13 protein-coding genes and 1 pseudogene are annotated in these 14,403 nt (G+C 73.1%); 9 read left to right on the top strand and 5 right to left on the bottom strand.

Translation table 11 applies throughout. The features are described from left to right. Positions 1-90: 90 nt before the first annotated feature. Positions 91-1,245, top strand: coding sequence for an acyl-CoA dehydrogenase family protein (locus tag O7602_RS28895; RefSeq protein ID WP_281585746.1), 1,155 nt, complete (start codon positions 91-93; stop codon positions 1,243-1,245). 101 nt (positions 1,246-1,346) lie between these two features. Further along, positions 1,347-3,923 carry a helix-turn-helix domain-containing protein gene (locus O7602_RS28890; protein WP_281585745.1) on the top strand — a complete coding sequence of 859 codons (2,577 nt, stop codon included), beginning with the start codon at positions 1,347-1,349 and terminating at the stop codon, positions 3,921-3,923. A 289-nt stretch (positions 3,924-4,212) separates the two neighbouring features. On the opposite strand, the gene O7602_RS28885 is transcribed toward O7602_RS28890, so the two are convergent. After that, complete coding sequence (locus O7602_RS28885; RefSeq protein ID WP_281585744.1) at positions 4,213-4,707, bottom strand: MarR family transcriptional regulator; 495 nt, start codon at positions 4,705-4,707, stop codon at positions 4,213-4,215. Between the two features lie 101 nt (positions 4,708-4,808). On the opposite strand from O7602_RS28885, the gene O7602_RS28880 reads away from it, so the two are divergent. Then, positions 4,809-5,390: a YceI family protein gene (locus O7602_RS28880; protein ID WP_281585743.1), complete on the top strand. Its 582-nt coding sequence runs from the start codon at positions 4,809-4,811 to the stop codon at positions 5,388-5,390. A gap of 297 nt (positions 5,391-5,687) precedes the next feature. Beyond that, complete coding sequence (locus O7602_RS28875) at positions 5,688-7,166, top strand: glutamate-cysteine ligase family protein (RefSeq protein WP_281585742.1); 1,479 nt, start codon at positions 5,688-5,690, stop codon at positions 7,164-7,166. An 869-nt stretch (positions 7,167-8,035) separates the two neighbouring features. Here O7602_RS28875 and O7602_RS28870 read toward each other — a convergent pair. Further along, positions 8,036-8,908, bottom strand: a pseudogene (locus O7602_RS28870) (hypothetical protein); the annotation flags it as partial. Between the two features lie 112 nt (positions 8,909-9,020). Between O7602_RS28870 and O7602_RS28865 the strand changes: the two are divergent. Beyond that, positions 9,021-9,701 carry a PASTA domain-containing protein gene (locus O7602_RS28865; protein WP_281585741.1) on the top strand — a complete coding sequence of 227 codons (681 nt, stop codon included), beginning with the start codon at positions 9,021-9,023 and terminating at the stop codon, positions 9,699-9,701. 132 nt (positions 9,702-9,833) lie between these two features. Next, positions 9,834-10,832, top strand: a complete 999-nt coding sequence (locus O7602_RS28860) for a PASTA domain-containing protein (RefSeq protein ID WP_281585740.1) — start codon at positions 9,834-9,836, stop codon at positions 10,830-10,832. Between the two features lie 3 nt (positions 10,833-10,835). On the opposite strand, the gene O7602_RS28855 is transcribed toward O7602_RS28860, so the two are convergent. Together O7602_RS28855 and O7602_RS28850 are read right to left on the bottom strand one after the other, a co-directional pair. Next, positions 10,836-11,303 (bottom strand): hypothetical protein, encoded by a 468-nt coding sequence (locus O7602_RS28855; RefSeq protein WP_281585739.1) that lies wholly within the window; start codon positions 11,301-11,303, stop codon positions 10,836-10,838. Positions 11,304-11,401: 98 nt separating this feature from the next. After that, complete coding sequence (locus O7602_RS28850) at positions 11,402-11,689, bottom strand: hypothetical protein (RefSeq protein ID WP_281585738.1); 288 nt, start codon at positions 11,687-11,689, stop codon at positions 11,402-11,404. 490 nt (positions 11,690-12,179) lie between these two features. Between O7602_RS28850 and O7602_RS28845 the strand changes: the two genes are divergently transcribed. The 3 genes from O7602_RS28845 to O7602_RS28835 all read left to right on the top strand — a co-directional run bounded on the left by O7602_RS28845 (position 12,180) and on the right by O7602_RS28835 (position 13,808). Continuing rightward, positions 12,180-13,061, top strand: a complete 882-nt coding sequence (locus tag O7602_RS28845; RefSeq protein ID WP_281585737.1) for a helix-turn-helix transcriptional regulator — start codon at positions 12,180-12,182, stop codon at positions 13,059-13,061. Then, positions 13,031-13,252, top strand: coding sequence for a DUF397 domain-containing protein (locus O7602_RS28840; RefSeq protein ID WP_107158178.1), 222 nt, complete (start codon positions 13,031-13,033; stop codon positions 13,250-13,252). The genes O7602_RS28845 and O7602_RS28840 overlap by 31 nt, the downstream gene beginning before the upstream one ends. A 151-nt stretch (positions 13,253-13,403) precedes the next feature. After that, entirely contained in the window at positions 13,404-13,808 is a 405-nt protein-coding gene (locus O7602_RS28835; RefSeq protein ID WP_281585736.1) for a hypothetical protein, read from the top strand. Here the strand turns inward: O7602_RS28835 and O7602_RS28830 are convergent. After that, positions 13,776-14,387, bottom strand: a complete 612-nt coding sequence (locus tag O7602_RS28830; protein ID WP_281585735.1) for a hypothetical protein — start codon at positions 14,385-14,387, stop codon at positions 13,776-13,778. The genes O7602_RS28835 and O7602_RS28830 overlap by 33 nt on opposite strands. Positions 14,388-14,403 lie beyond the last annotated feature (16 nt).

Genomic DNA, 14,403 nt, shown 5'->3' with positions numbered 1-14,403 from the left:
CTGGGGTATAGGAAGGGGCCCCTCCTAACACTTCAGCCGCAGCCGGCGTCACGAGCGCCCGGCGGCCCGTCCCCTACCAGGAGGATCGAGATGGACTACCGGCTCAGCGACGAGCAGGAGGCGCTGCGGGAGAGCGTCCGGGAGTTCGCCCGCGAGATGGTCGCCCCGGTGATCGGCGAGCACTACGAGCAGCACACCTTCCCGTACGAGATCATCCGGCAGATGGGCAAGATGGGGCTGTTCGGGCTGCCGTTCGGCGAGGAGCACGGCGGCATGGGCGGCGACTACTTCGCGCTCTGCCTGGCGCTGGAAGAGCTGGCCCGGGTCGACTCCAGCGTCGCCATCACGCTGGAGGCGGCGGTGTCGCTCGGCGCGATGCCGATCTACCGCTTCGGCACCGAGGAGCAGAAGGAGCGGTGGCTGCCGAAGCTGCTCAGCGGCGAGGCGCTGGCCGGCTTCGGGCTGACCGAGCCGGGCACCGGCTCGGACGCGGGCGGCACCCGGACCCGGGCGGTGCTCGACGAGGCCACGAACGAGTGGGTGATCAACGGTTCGAAGGCGTTCATCACCAACTCCGGCACCGACATCACCACGCTTGTCACGGTCACCGCGGTCACCGGCACCAAGCCGGACGGCAGCAAGGAGCTGTCGACGATCATCGTGCCGTCCGGCACGCCCGGCTTCACTGTCGCGCCCGGCTACTCGAAGGTCGGCTGGACCGCCTCGGACACCCACGAGCTGACCTTCGACGACTGCCGGGTGCCGGCGGAGAATCTGCTCGGCGCGCGCGGTCGGGGCTTCGCCCAGTTCCTGCGCATCCTGGACGAGGGGCGGATCGCCATCGCCGCGCTCGCCGTCGGCCTGGCCCAGGGCTGCGTCGACGAGTCGGTCAAATATGCCAAGGAGCGCCAGGCGTTCGGCCAGCCGATCGGCAACTACCAGGCGATCCAGTTCAAGATCGCGGACATGGAGCTGAAGGCGCACACCGCCCGGCTGGCCTACTACGACGCCGCCGCCCGGATGCTTGCCGGCGAGCCGTTCAAGCGGCAGGCCGCGATCGCCAAGCTGCACGCCAGCACGGTCGCGGTGGACAACGCCCGGGAGGCGACGCAGATCCACGGCGGCTACGGCTTCATGAACGAATACCCGGTCGCCCGCTTCTGGCGCGACTCGAAGATCCTGGAGATCGGGGAAGGCACGAGCGAGGTGCAGCGCATGATCATCGCGCGGGATCTCGGCATGTGACCGAGCCTCGACTCAGCCGTCTGTCGGATATCGGCGTCGGACGGTCGGGTGGTTGACGCTGGACTGTGGAGCGTCAGATCCCATCCGTACTCTTCGTGCCCATGACTCCGGACCATGATCGTTCACGGAGCCCGGGTGGCCGGACGCCGCTGTCCGACCTGTTGCGCGGGCACCGGCTCGCCGCCGGCCTGACCCAGGCCGAGTTGGCAAGCCGGGCCGGCGTGGGCGTGCGGACCGTCCGCGATCTGGAGCGGGGCCGGGCGACCCGGCCCCAACGCACCACCGTCGGCCTGCTCGCCGACGCGCTCGGCCTGACCGGCGCGACCCGGCGGGAGTTCGTCAGCACGGCCCGTCCCGCGCCAACCCCCGCGCCGACCCCTGCGCCGCCCTCCCCGTCGGCCTCCGCGCCGGTCGGGGCCACCCCCGATCCGGGTACGTCGATCGCGCTCCCCCAGCCCGTGCCGCTGCTCGGCCGGGAACACGACGTGACCGAGGTGTCCGCCCTGCTCGCCGCGCATCCGGTGGTGAGCCTGGTCGGGCTGGCCGGGGTCGGGAAGAGCGCGCTCGCGCTCACCGTCGCCCACGCCGTCGCGTACCGGCATCCGGCCGGTGTGGCCGGGGTGCTGGCCGGCGAGGGCTCGGACGCCGCCGACGTGCTCGCCGCCTCGACCGCGGTGTTCGGCGTGAGCCGCCTCGCCGACCTCGCCTGTCGGCTCGGCGACCGGCCGGCGCTGCTGCTCGTCGACGCCGTCGAACGGGCACCCGGGCCGGTGGCGGAGGCGCTGCGGTCCCTCACCACCACCGCGCCGACGCTGCGGGTGCTGGTGACCGGCCGCCGACCGCTCGGGCTGGCCGGCGAGCTGGTCCGGCCCGTCGCGCCGCTGGACGTACCGCCGGCCGGGGCCGAGCCGGCGGACCGGTCCGAGCTGGCCCGTTGGCCCGCCGCGGCGCTCTTCGCGACCCGGTTCACCCAGGCCCGGCACGCGCCACCGACCCCGGCGGAGCTGCCGGCTCTCGCCGCGCTGGTCCGCCGCCTCGGCGGCCTGCCCCTGGCCATCGAGCTGATGGCCGCGCGGGGCCGCATCCTCGACGTCCCCGAACTGCTTGACCGGTACGGCGACCGGGTCCTCGACCTGGCCGGCGTACGCCCCGGCTGGGAGCCCGCCGATCCGGCCGCCGGCACGGTGACGTTGCGTGAGGCGGTGGCGACCAGTTACCACCTGCTCGCCCCCGCCGAACGCCGGGCGCTGCGCCGGCTCTCCGCGTTCCGGAACCGCTGGTCGGTCGAGCTGGCCGAGGAGTTGCTCGCCGACGGCGGTGGACGGTGGGACGCGGCCCCGCTGCTGGACCGGCTGCGCGAGTTGGGGCTGCTCAGCGTTCGAGGCACGGGTCCGTTCCGGTTCCGGCTGCTTGATGCGGTCCGTGACTTCGCCGCCGAGCAGGCCGAGGTGGAGGGCGAGACGGAGGGCATCCGGCTGCGACACGCGTCGGTGGTTGCCGGCCTGGTCCGGCGTACCGCGCCCGGCCTTGTCGGCGCGGAGCTGCCCGGCACCGTGCACCTGCTCGACGAGGCGACCGGCGACATCGGCGCCGCACTGGCGTACGCCGCGCAGGAGGCGCCGGGGACCGCGCTGCTGTTGGCCGCGGCGCTGCCCCGGTGGTGGCGGCTGCGTGGGCGGGACGTCTCCGGTCGCCGTTGGCTGCGGCGACTGCTCGCCGATCCGCGTACCGCCGACGCGCGACCGGTGTTGCGGGCCTGGGCGTTGCTGGGCGCGGCCCGGCTGGCCGCTGAGCACGGGGCGGGGCCGGAGGAACTGCCGGCGGCCCGGGCGGCACTTGCGACCTTCGCCGAGGTCGGCGATGTGACCGGGGAGCTGTCCGCCCGGTCGGTGCTCTGCGCGGTGCTGCGCGGGCTCGGCGCGCACGACGAGGCCCGCGAGCAGGCCGAGGCGGCGCTGGCGCTGGCCACCCGGCACCAGCGGGTACGCGAGGTGGCGGTCGCCCAGCACCACCTGACCTGGCACGACGTGCGGGTGGGGGAGCTGGCCGGTGCCAGACGCCGGCTGGCCACCGTCGACCGTTTGGCAGCGCAGTCCGGTGACCAGCGACTCCGTCTGCTCGCTCGGGCCGACCTGGCGGAGCTGACCAGGTTGGAGGGCCGGTACGCCGAGGCAGCCGAGCAGGGGCGGCGGGCGGCGTCCGCGCTCGTGGAGTTGGGTGATCCGGGGCGGCTGCGCCGGACGATCGGTTCGGTCGGGCTGGCACTCGCGATCGAGGGGCGCGACGACGAGGCATTGGCGGTGGTGACCGAGGTGTGGCCGTCCGGCCCGGTGCCGGGCCCGCGCCGGCCGCCGGCCGCGGAGCGGTGGGACCCGCCCGGGTGGGGCCGGAACGCGCACGGGGAGGACGCGCTCCGCGCATTGATCGAGGGTCAGGTGGCGTTGCACCGGGGAGACCGGGAGCTGGCGGCGGAGTGGTTCGCGGCGGCGGCCGAGGCCGCCGCCGACGGTGCGGATCGGCGGGACCTGGTCGAGGCGTTGGTGGGGTTGGCGGCCAGCACCGACGATCCGACGGTCTTGGACCGGTTGGACCGCGCGCGGCAGGTGACAGGCGTCAGCCTGTTGCCCCGGGAGGAGGAACTGCTCGCGCCGTTGCGGGAACGCGCTCGGTGGGCGTGAGCGATGCCGGACGTTTGGGCGATGCCGGCCGTGGGGCGGTGCCTGGACGTAAGGCGGTGCCGCGCGTGGGCGGAGTCGGTGCGGTGCAGAGGCGCGGGGGTGGCGCGAGCGAAGTAGCCCCCTGGTGCTGCCCCTCGCTCCACGCTCGCGCCAGCACCCCCCGGTGCCCCCCGCGCCTGAAAGCCTATCCAGGCGCGTCAACCGGTTGATACGTCTATATCCGCTTCTGCCCCGGTTCTCGGGTGGTTCTGCCGGTCATTCTGCCGGTGACCGGCGGGTAACAGTGGGGTCAGCAGGCGTCGGTCCCGGCCGGTTCGGTGCTGCCGGCGGTGGCGCCCGGGTGGACCGCGTCCCGCACCCGACGCAACCCGTCCAGGAGCCCGGCGAGCTGAGCCGCTTCGAGTTGGCCGGTGAACCACTGCTCGATGATCTTCAGGTGGCCGGGAAGCGTCTCGTCCAGCCGCTCCAGACCCGAGGTGGTCACCACCGCGAAGGAGCTGCGCCGGTCGGAGGGGCAGGCCCGGCGGCAGATCAGACCGTCCCGCTCCATCCGGTCGACGACACGGGTGACCCCGCTTGTCGACAGCGAGGTCTGTGCCGCCAGATCGGTCATGCGTAGCTGGTTGTTGGGCGAGCGGGCGAGCCGGGTCAGCACCTCGAACTCGACCGGCGAGAGCCCGTGCTCCTCGAACTGGGCGGCAAACCGGGCGGAGAGCCCGGCATGCGCCTCGTAGAGCAGGCCGACGGCGGTGATCCGAGGGTCGTCGAACACGTTCTGGTCCACGTCGCCATCCTAACAGCACTTGACACGGGGAATATTGCTGTGGCTATAGTTGCTTAGTCAGCCGTTGGGCTACTAAACAATCTTCTCCGGAGGAACGCATCATGACCAGCAGCACCGAGGCGACTACCCGCGACTGGGAAGGGCTCACCATCCCGGCCCCCGGCACGTACCTCCTGGACGCCGCGCACAAGCGCGTCGGCTTCGTCGCGCGGCACATGATGGTCAGCAAGGTACGCGGTGAGTTCGCCGACGCCACCGCCACCATCACCGTGACCGACGACCCGCTCCAGTCCTCGGTCACGGCCAGCATCCAGGCCGCCAGCATCAACACCGCCCAGGCGGACCGCGACGCGCACCTGCGCAGCCCGGAGTTCCTCGACGCCGAGCAGTTCCCGACGTTGGAGTTCCGCAGCACCGGCGTGAAGTCGCGCGAGGGCAACGAGTTCGTGCTCACCGGCGAGCTGACCGTGAAGGGCGTGACCCGTCCGGTGGAGCTGGAGGTCGAGTTCGAGGGCGTCGGCCGCAGCCCGTTCGGGCAGGACATCTTCGGCTTCTCGGCGCACACCGAGATCGACCGGGAGGACTTCGGCCTGACCTGGAACGTCGCCCTGGAGACCGGTGGCGTCCTGGTCGGCCGCAAGGTCAAGATCGAGATCGAGGGCGAGGCCATCCGCCAGGGCTGAGCCCACATCAGGCCCACGGGCCCGCACCGTCACCCGACGGCGCGGGCCCGTCCCGCATCCCCGCCCCCGCCGGCGTGGCCCTCGGGCGATCTGCAGTGGGGAACTGCGGGTGGGTGCGGATTGTCACGTGATGTTCGTGGGTCACCCCGCGCTGTGCCGGGTGGTGGCTGGGTACAGGAGCTCCACCTGTCCGACCCGGGGTTCGCCGGGCCGGACGCACTTACGCACACCACGTGAATGGTTCACAATGCGTTGCGGAACGCCAACGGTTCCGTGGCACCGGCGCCGGGAGGACACATGGGCAAGGACGTCGAGCAGGGCGCCTTCACCCGCGAGGATCGAGTCCGCTACCGGCAGAAGGTCCGGCGGTGCCTGGACGTCTTCGCGCTGATGCTCGACGACTTCGGCTTCGACGCCGCCCGGCCGATGACCGGCCTGGAGATCGAGCTGAACCTGGTCGACGCCGCCGCCGAACCTGCCATGCGCAACGACCAGATCCTGGCCGACATCGCCGACCCGCTCTTCCAGACCGAGCTGGGCCAGTTCAACCTGGAGCTGAACGCCTCGCCCCGGCTGATCGAAAGCACCGGCTTCACCGACTACGAGCGCGACCTCCACAGCAGCCTCAGCCGCGCCGACGAGCGGGCGGCCAAGTCCGACGCCGCCATCGTCATGGTGGGCATCCTGCCCACGCTCACCGAGCGCCACCTGGTCGCCGACAACCTGTCCACCGACGCCCGCTACCGGGTGCTCAACGACCAGATCGTCGGCGCCCGGGGCGAGGACATCGAGCTGGACATCAACGGCGTCGAGCGGCTGCGTACGCACACCGACTCGATCGCGCCGGAGGCCGCCTGCACCAGTCTCCAGTTCCATCTCCAGGTCGCGCCGGACAGCTTCGCCGACCACTGGAACGCCTCCCAGGCGATCGCCGGCGTGCAGGTCGCACTCGGTGCCAACTCCCCATTCCTCTACGGCCGGCAACTCTGGGCGGAAACCCGGATCGCCCTCTTCGAACAGGCCACCGACACCCGGCCCGACGAGCTGAAGGCCCAGGGCGTACGCCCGCGGGTCTGGTTCGGCGAGCGCTGGATCACGTCGATCTTCGACCTGTTCGAGGAGAACGTCCGCTACTTCCCGCCGCTGCTGCCGATCTGCGAGGAGGAGGACCCGGTCGAAGTGCTGCATGCCGGCGGCGTGCCTCAACTCGGCGAGCTTCGGCTGCACAACGGCACCGTCTACCGCTGGAACCGCCCGGTCTACGACATCATGAACGGCCTCCCCCACCTCCGGGTGGAGAACCGCGTCCTGCCCGCCGGCCCGACCGTGGTGGACATGCTCGCCAACGCCGCGCTCTACTTCGGCCTCGCCCGCGGCCTCGCCGAGGCCGACCGCCCGATCTGGAGCCAGCTCACCTTCAGCTCCGCCGAGGAGAACTTCCACGCCGCCGCCCGACGCGGCATCGACGCGGTGCTGCACTGGCCCGGCCTCGGCGACGTGCCGGTCACCACGCTCGTGCTCGACACGTTGCTGCCGGTGGCCGCGCAGGGGCTGGACCGGTTCGGCGTGGCGCCGGCCGAACGCGACCGCCTCCTCGGCGTGATCGAGGGACGCTGCCGTACCGGCCGCAACGGCGCGGTGTGGCAGACCGAGACGGTGTGGGCCGCCCAGCGACACCGGGGCATGGACCGGAAGGCCGCGCTGCACCACATGGTCCAGCGCTACGCCGAGTTCCAACGTGCCAACGACCCCGTCCACACCTGGCCGATCGAGTAAGGAGGGGCCCCCGCTTAACGCTTCTGGTAGAGGAGGGGCCCCCTCTTAACCACCGGCGCGGAGCAAGGTGCGCCGTGGCGGGATCAGCGGGCGCGGCGGCGGGGCTTCGGCTCGACGGGCGGGGACGACGTTCCGATTGAGCGGCCCTCGGTGTCCGACTTGTCGGTGTCGGACTCGTCGGTGTGCGGCTTCTCGTCGCGGCGGACGGCAGGATCGTCAATCGAGGCACCCTCGGGCTGCCGCTGTCGTGGCACCGCCCGGCCACGACGATCGGTGCCGGACCGCGCGTCGCTGCCCGGCTCGTCGGCCACCCCGCCGGTGGGACCTACCGTTGCGTCCGGCGTGGCCGCTGCCGTCGACCGCGGCCGTGGGCCGGCCGTCGTTCCCGGACCGGGGCCCCTCGCAGCCCGCCGACCAGGCCCGACCGCCGTTTCCAGCCCGGAGCCGGCCGTCGTCGTCTTCGGCCCGGAGCCGGCTGCGTTTTCGGGCTCGCGGCCAACGGGTGTCGTGGTCGCGTCCGTCGCCCCGGTCCGGTCGCCGAAATCGGTCGAAGCGGTCGGGTGAGGCTCGCCCGCGGGCTGGTCGCCGAGGACCGCCCCGGCTGCGGCGCGGCGACGGAAGAACCGGCCGGCCGGCTTCTTCCCGCTGTCGGCCGGCTCCGCCGCTACCCGCCCCGGCTCCGTGTCTGGGCTCCCGGGTTCCGCCACTGCGCCCACCGGCTCCGCATCGCGCCCCGGTTCCGCCGCTACGCCCGCCAGTTCCGCATCTGTTCTCGCCGCCGGCTCCGCCTTCCCGCGTTGGGACGGGACCGCGGCCGGCTCGCCGGTGAGTTCCCCGGACCCGCCGGTAACCGGTGCGCCGTCGGCTGTCCGACGGTCAGCTCGCTGGGCCAGCGCGGCCACCAGGACCGAGCCGCCCACCCCGGCGATCACCGCGTACGGGGCGATCAGGTGGGCCGACAACTGCTCGGCGGCGATGCCGGCCAGCCGCGGCACGGCCAGCAGGTATGCCAGTGCGACAAGCAGCGGGCCGGCTGCACCGGAGGCGGCCGCGCCGATCCGCACCCGCGGCGATCGAGCCGCGCGTCGGGCGGCCAGCACCCCGATCACCAGGGCGGAGCCCAGCGAGAGCAGCGCCCCCGGCCAGTAGAAGTAGTCGCGGATCCAGAATCGCGCGCTGTCCGCACTGATCTGCCAGATGCCGAGTTGGGCGGTGGTCAGGCCACGGCCGGAGAGGACCCCGTCCACCACCGACACCACGGCGAGCAGCCAGAGCCAGCCGGTGGTGGCGATCAGGTTGGTGGCGGCGGCACGGGTGTGCAGCGCCCAGGTAGCCAGCAGCACCCCGAGCAGCAGCCCCGCAGCCGCGTACGCGGCTGCGACGGTCTGCGGCGCCGAGGTGTCCGGCACCCGGGCGGCCCGGGCCGGCACCGCCACCAGCAGCACGGTGACCAGTGCGCCTACACCGGCGGCGAGGGCGAGCCCGAGCCGGGGCAGTGTGCCCGATGGCTCGTCGCCGCCGCGCAGCCGCTGGGCGCAGACCGCGCCGGCGATGACCGAGGTAGCGGCGATCCAGGTGGCCCAGGCGAGGCTCGCCACCCAGGCCGACTCGATCCGTACCGCGCCGGTCGGCGCCCAGTTGATGATGCCGAGCCCGTAGCCGAAGCCGAGCTGCGCGGCGCCCGCGCCGGCAGCCACGCCGAGCGCGGCGGCGGTCGATCCTCCCCAGCCCCGTCTGGCCATGCCGGGCAGCGTAACGTCCCGAGGTCGGCCCGGCGAGTCGTGGGAGCATCGACCGGCCGTGGGTGGCTTGGCGGCACCGGCTACGGTGCCGGTGACTGAGGCGGGAGACGCGATGACGGACGAGCGGCAGCCGGTACGCGACGAGAACGGTCCGAACCGTACCCGGCTCTTCGTCGGCGGCGCCGTGGCGGTGGTCCTGCTGGCGGTCATCGGCGGAAGTGCCGGCTGGATCCTGGCCGGTGGGTCGGACCAGCCGTCCGCCTCGTCCGAGTCCTCGCCGCCGACGGCGGTTTCACCGCCCCGCCCGACCGAGAGTGTGCCCGCCGAGGACCGCCCCACCGCGGACGGCCCGACGGACAACCGGTCGGCCACCCCGACTGGTCTCACGGTGCCGGAGCTGGTGGGCGCGGACTTCGAACACGCCCGACAGGAGTTGCGCGACCGGCGGCTCGGCTGGCGGCTGGTGTTCGGAAGCGGCTCGGGCCGCGCGGTGGAACGCACGTCACCGTCGCCGGGTGCCCCGGTGAAGCGCGGTGTCACCGTCACCGTCTGGGTCGCCGGTCCGGCGCCGGCGGTCACGGTGCCCGACCTCGACGGCCGGGCCTGTTCCGAGGCCGCCGACGAGCTGGTGGAAGCAGGGCTCTATCCCCGCTACCGTACCGGTCGTCAGGGCTCGGTCTCGGCGCAGGATCCGGCCGCCGGGGGCACCGCCCGTTGGAACGACCAGGTCGCGTTGACCTGCGGCGACGCGCCTCCGGGTACGCCGACGGCCAGCCCGCAGCCGACGCCCTGACGGACCCGCAACCCACGCCTCGACGGATCGGTACGGCCAGCCGGCGCGCTGATCCCGGCAGGCGTGGTGGTGGAACGCTACGGTGGACGATCGAGGGCCGTGTGCCCCGTCCCGGTGGGGAGGGCGTGTGTCATGAGCGACGACCGTCAGCAGTCACCCGCCGGCGACATGGACGCGACCCGGGCGCTGCCTCCGGACCGGAGCCGCGACGCCACCCGCGGCACGCCGCCGGGCGAGGCCGCCGCCGGCGACGATCCGGACGCCACCCGCGCGATGCCGTCGGACCGCTCCGCGGCCGACGCCGATGCCACCCGGGCGGTGCCTCGGGACGCTGCCGGTCAGGATGCGGACGCGACCCGGGCGGTGCCTCGGGACGCGGCTGGTCAGGACGCGGACGCCACCCGGGCGATGCCTCGGAAGGACGCCGACGCCACCCGGGCGATGCCCCGGAACGCGGCGGGGGATGGGGAGAACGCCACGCGCCCCCTGCCCGGTGGCGCGTCCCGGCCTCTCGACGCCACCGGGCGTCAGGAGGTGGTCGGCGGTGGGGCCTGGTCCGGCCGGGCCGGGGTGCCACCGCCGCGGCCGGCCGGCTACCCGGAGCCGGGTGCCGAGTGGTACGGCGACGAGCAGGCCGGGCGTCGCTGGTGGATGCCGATCCTGCTGGGCATCCTGGCCCTGATCCTGATCGGGTTGATCGCGGCCGGAGTCTGGCTGGCGTTGCGCGCCGCCGACCGCGACTCCGGTCCGGGCACGTCTCCGTCGGCGGTGCCGAGCACTTCCGCGTCGCCGAGTGCCACGCCGACAAGCGCGTCGCCGAGCAGTTCTCCGTCGAGCACACCGCCGACCACAACGGCGGCGGAGGTGCCGATGCCGCCGTTGGTGGGGCTTCCGGAGGGTGTCGCCCGGTCGGCGCTGGACCAGCTCGGAATCGACTACCGGGTGCGGCGCCGGCCGTCGGACCGGCCGGCCGGCACCGTGATCGAAACGGATCCGGAGGCCGGTTACTCCGTGGGCGAGGGTGAGCGGGTCACTCTCGTGGTGGCCGAGGCGGCGGCTCCCACGACCGGCACGCCGACGACCGGTGGGACCAGCCCGGGTTCCGCGCCGGCCACCTCCGCCACGCCCTGACGGTCACCACTGTCGCCGTCGGGTGCCGACCAGACCGAGCCCGGCCAGCGAGATGGCGAGCCCGAGCAGCCCGGAGTAGAACAGCGACCGGCCGGGGTCGGTCGACGTGAGGGGCCGGTCGGCAAGCGTGCCCTCACCGGCACCGGCACCCGCCTGGTCGGCGTCGGCCGGCACGTCGGCTCCACCCGCTGGTGCCGGCTCGTCCTCGCCCGCCCCGGCCTGCGCGGGCTCGTCCGCCGGATCGGTGAGCGACCGGAAGTCCGCCGACGGACTGGTGGCCGAGTGGGCGTCCTCGCCGGCTACGGTGATCGCCGGGGCCGGTACGGGGTCGGCGAGTGGATCAGTGGCGGAGAAGGCCGGGTGGCGGGCCGTGAGCGCGAGCGCGATCGCGAGGAACGCGAAGAGCCCGAGGGCGTAGCCGATGCGAAACCGGTGGTGCCGCCGCGCGGCGGGCATTTTGACCATGACCATCCCTGGTTCAGGGTCCATGGCGCGCGGGGTGGAACGTGCCGGGGTGGGCGTACTGATCCTATGGCCTCGGCACGCCCACCCGGCGGGGAACCGTGAGTTCAGCCCACCCGGACCGGAGTCCGGGTCACCGGACGTCGGGCGGTGCGGACGGTGTGCTGGCGAGGGGTCGGCGCGGCCTGGATCCGCCGCAACCCCTCCTGCTGTACGAAGATCGACCGCCTGTTGACCGCGTCCCCCGCCGCGTTCAACTCGTAGCCGTCGAGCCAGATCCAACCGTCGTAGGTCGGCCAGTCGAGCACCCGGATCATGCGGAACATGATCGGTCGGAAGAACTGGACACTCGCCGCGCGTGTCACATGCAGTACGTCACCGGAGCGGGGAAGCACATGGGCTCCTGGGAGGGTTCGGCCGGCGAGCGGGGCCGGCGAGGTTGAACGGGGGTCGGATGCGGTCCGGTGACGGGGGTTCTGCCTGGTGGACCGACGGTCGGTGGGTCGGTGCTGGTCGGGCCGTACCCGCGGTGGCGGACCGCCACCCGACCATCACCCGGCTGCTCCGGTTGCCGCTCCCGCCGCCGCAGTCCAGCTGGCGTGCAGCGGCGGGGTCTTCATTCCGGTGCAGGTCGCGCGCGGCACGGGACGATCCACCGGCCACGCCCCGAGATCAAGCGAAGACGGTGAGTAACCCGCGCCATACGGACAGAGTGCATCAGCCACGTGCGACATGCAAGTTGCACGTCGACTTTTGCCGATAAGTGAGCGGGACACGTGAACGGGACGCTTGATGCGTCCGGGATCCGGGCGGCACACTGGACGCCGGTTTCGCCCGTCGCGGCCGGTCGAGGACCGGCACCCCCCTGCCGTGCTAGGAGATCTCGTGAGCGAACGGCGCAGCCCGACCATCCGCCGGCGTCGACTCGGGGCCGAACTCCGTCGGCAGCGCGAGGCGGCCGGCATCACCATAGAGGCGGTCGCCGAGCAACTCGAGTGCTCGGCGTCCAAGGTCTCCCGGATCGAGACCGGGCACACCACCGCGACGCCACGCGACGTGCGGGACATGCTCCGCATCTACGGGGTGGTCGGCGCGGAGAGCGACGAGCTGGTGCAGATCGCCCGCGAGGCCCGGCAGAAGGGCTGGTGGCACCCGTACAGCACGGTGCTGGTCGGGGCGTATGTCGGCCTGGAGGCGGCGGCCAGCACGATCCGGGCCTACGAACAGCAGGTCGTGCCGGGTCTGCTGGAGACCGAGGAGTACGCCGGCGCGATGATCCGAGCCGCCCGGCCGGACTTCACCGCCGATCAGATCGACCAACGCGTGCGTGTCCGATTGGGTCGTCAGTCGTTGTTGACCCAGGACGATCCGGTCGATCTGTGGGTGGTGCTCGATGAAGCGGTGCTGAGCCGGCCGGTTGGCGGCGACGCGGTGATGCGTGGCCAACTCAAGCGGCTGGTGGAGGTGGCCGAACTGCCGAACGTGACGGTGCAGGTCCTGCCCTTCGAGGTGGGAGCGCACGCCGGCATGGACGGGACCTTCTCGATCCTCGGCTTCCCCGAACCCAGTGATCCCGATGTCGTGTACGCGGAGAACGCCACGGGTGGGCTCTTCCTGGAGAAGAGCGACGAACTGCAGAAGTACAGCTTCATCTTCGATCACATTCGAGCAGCGGCCATTCGACCGGAGGAGTCCGTCGCACACATCGCGAGACTGGCAGAGGAGCCGCTGTGGAAATGGCGACCAAGGAGTTCCCCGTGGACCTGACGCAGGCGACGTGGTTCAAAAGCTCGAAGAGCGGGCCGAACTGCGACAACTGCGTGGAGGTCGCTTACGTGACCGGGGCGGTCGGCGTCCGGGACTCGAAGGACAAGGCCGGTCCGGCCCTGGTCTTCGCCCCGGGTGACTGGCACGCCTTCGTCGCCCGCGCCAGGGGCGGGGCCTTCGGCCAAAGCTGATCCGTACCCCCGGAAGCATGGTCCCGTCCGGCAGCGTCGCCGGGCGGGACCGTTCCCGTCGGTGTGCCGGCCGCGCCGGTGACCCGTCGCCAGTTCCGTTCCGCCTCGTTGAACCGCACGGATCGGCAACCGAACGAGGCAGGCGAGACGGATGACGACGATCGGTTCAGAGAATCTCACCAATGGCCCGGGCAAGCCCGAGCGGTTCGGTGGCAAATATCGTGGGGCCCGGCGGGACACCGTCCTGACCGAGGTGGTCTCCGGTGACGGCGACGAGCTGGCCGGCCGGGACGCCGGCACGCCGGAGCAGGCCGCCCCGGCGCTCTCCCTGCCGTCGCTCGACCCGAACCCGCTCACCGAGCCGTCCTTTCCGCCGAGCGGCTGGCCGGTGGAGCAGCCGGAGTCCCTGGTGGACCATCCGCTGCTGCGTGGCCTGCTGCTGGAGCTGCCGCCCAGGGGCAGCGTGCCCCCGCCCGGCTGGCTCGACCGCTGGTTCGAGGCGACCCGGGCGATCCTGGAACTCCTATACGTGCAGGGCGCGAGCCGATCGCGCTGAGACCGCCGACACGGCGGTCAGCGGCTGCGTGGCCCGCTCGGCGAGCCGGTTGTGCCGCAGCGCGTGGCGTACCCCGATCGCGGACACGCCGAGCACCGCGACGGTGATCGCCGGGCCGGCCACGCCCGGCGCGGCGAACAGGTCGACACCGAGGGCCGGAAGCACGGCGACGAGCATCGCGAGCGCGGTCGCCTGGAGCGGAAGCGCGATCAGCGGGTGCGCGGCGGCGGCTCGCAGCGCGTGCGGGGCCGGGGTTTCCGGGGCGGCGGCGAAGGCGCCCGCGCCGGCCCGCAGGCGGCGGACCCGGCGTACCGTCCAGACCCCGACGACCGCCGCCGGCAGCGCCGCGACGGCGAGCCCGGCGGCGGCCCGGTCGATCGCGGTGCCACCGGCGCTCTGGAGGCCCGCGGCGAGGACCGCCGCGGTGAGCGCGAGGCCGGTCAGCACCAAGGCGGACAACCATCCGGTACGCCGCCGCAGCGCCCGGGCGCGGTCCAGCCCGGGCAGGCCCTCCGCGACCAGGCCGGCGGCCAGCCACACGGCGGCGACGGGGAGCAACACGACGAGACGGTCATCCATGGCCCCAGCCTTGCCC

The sequence above is a fragment of the Micromonospora sp. WMMD1128 genome (genome assembly GCF_027497235.1).
In the GTDB taxonomy this organism is placed as follows: Bacteria; Actinomycetota; Actinomycetes; order Mycobacteriales; family Micromonosporaceae; genus Micromonospora.
This window is presented reverse-complemented; position numbering and strand designations above follow the sequence as displayed.

Coding starts and splice junctions, on each gene's coding strand:
- O7602_RS28855 (WP_281585739.1), bottom strand. CDS start 11,303: ATGGTCATGGTCAAAATGCCCGCCGCGCGGCGGCACCACCGGTTTCGC.
- O7602_RS28835 (WP_281585736.1), top strand. CDS start 13,404: ATGACGACGATCGGTTCAGAGAATCTCACCAATGGCCCGGGCAAGCCC.
- O7602_RS28895 (WP_281585746.1), top strand. CDS start 91: ATGGACTACCGGCTCAGCGACGAGCAGGAGGCGCTGCGGGAGAGCGTC.
- O7602_RS28880 (WP_281585743.1), top strand. CDS start 4,809: ATGACCAGCAGCACCGAGGCGACTACCCGCGACTGGGAAGGGCTCACC.
- O7602_RS28875 (WP_281585742.1), top strand. CDS start 5,688: ATGGGCAAGGACGTCGAGCAGGGCGCCTTCACCCGCGAGGATCGAGTC.
- O7602_RS28860 (WP_281585740.1), top strand. CDS start 9,834: ATGAGCGACGACCGTCAGCAGTCACCCGCCGGCGACATGGACGCGACC.
- O7602_RS28865 (WP_281585741.1), top strand. CDS start 9,021: ATGACGGACGAGCGGCAGCCGGTACGCGACGAGAACGGTCCGAACCGT.
- O7602_RS28840 (WP_107158178.1), top strand. CDS start 13,031: ATGGCGACCAAGGAGTTCCCCGTGGACCTGACGCAGGCGACGTGGTTC.
- O7602_RS28890 (WP_281585745.1), top strand. CDS start 1,347: ATGACTCCGGACCATGATCGTTCACGGAGCCCGGGTGGCCGGACGCCG.
- O7602_RS28830 (WP_281585735.1), bottom strand. CDS start 14,387: ATGGATGACCGTCTCGTCGTGTTGCTCCCCGTCGCCGCCGTGTGGCTG.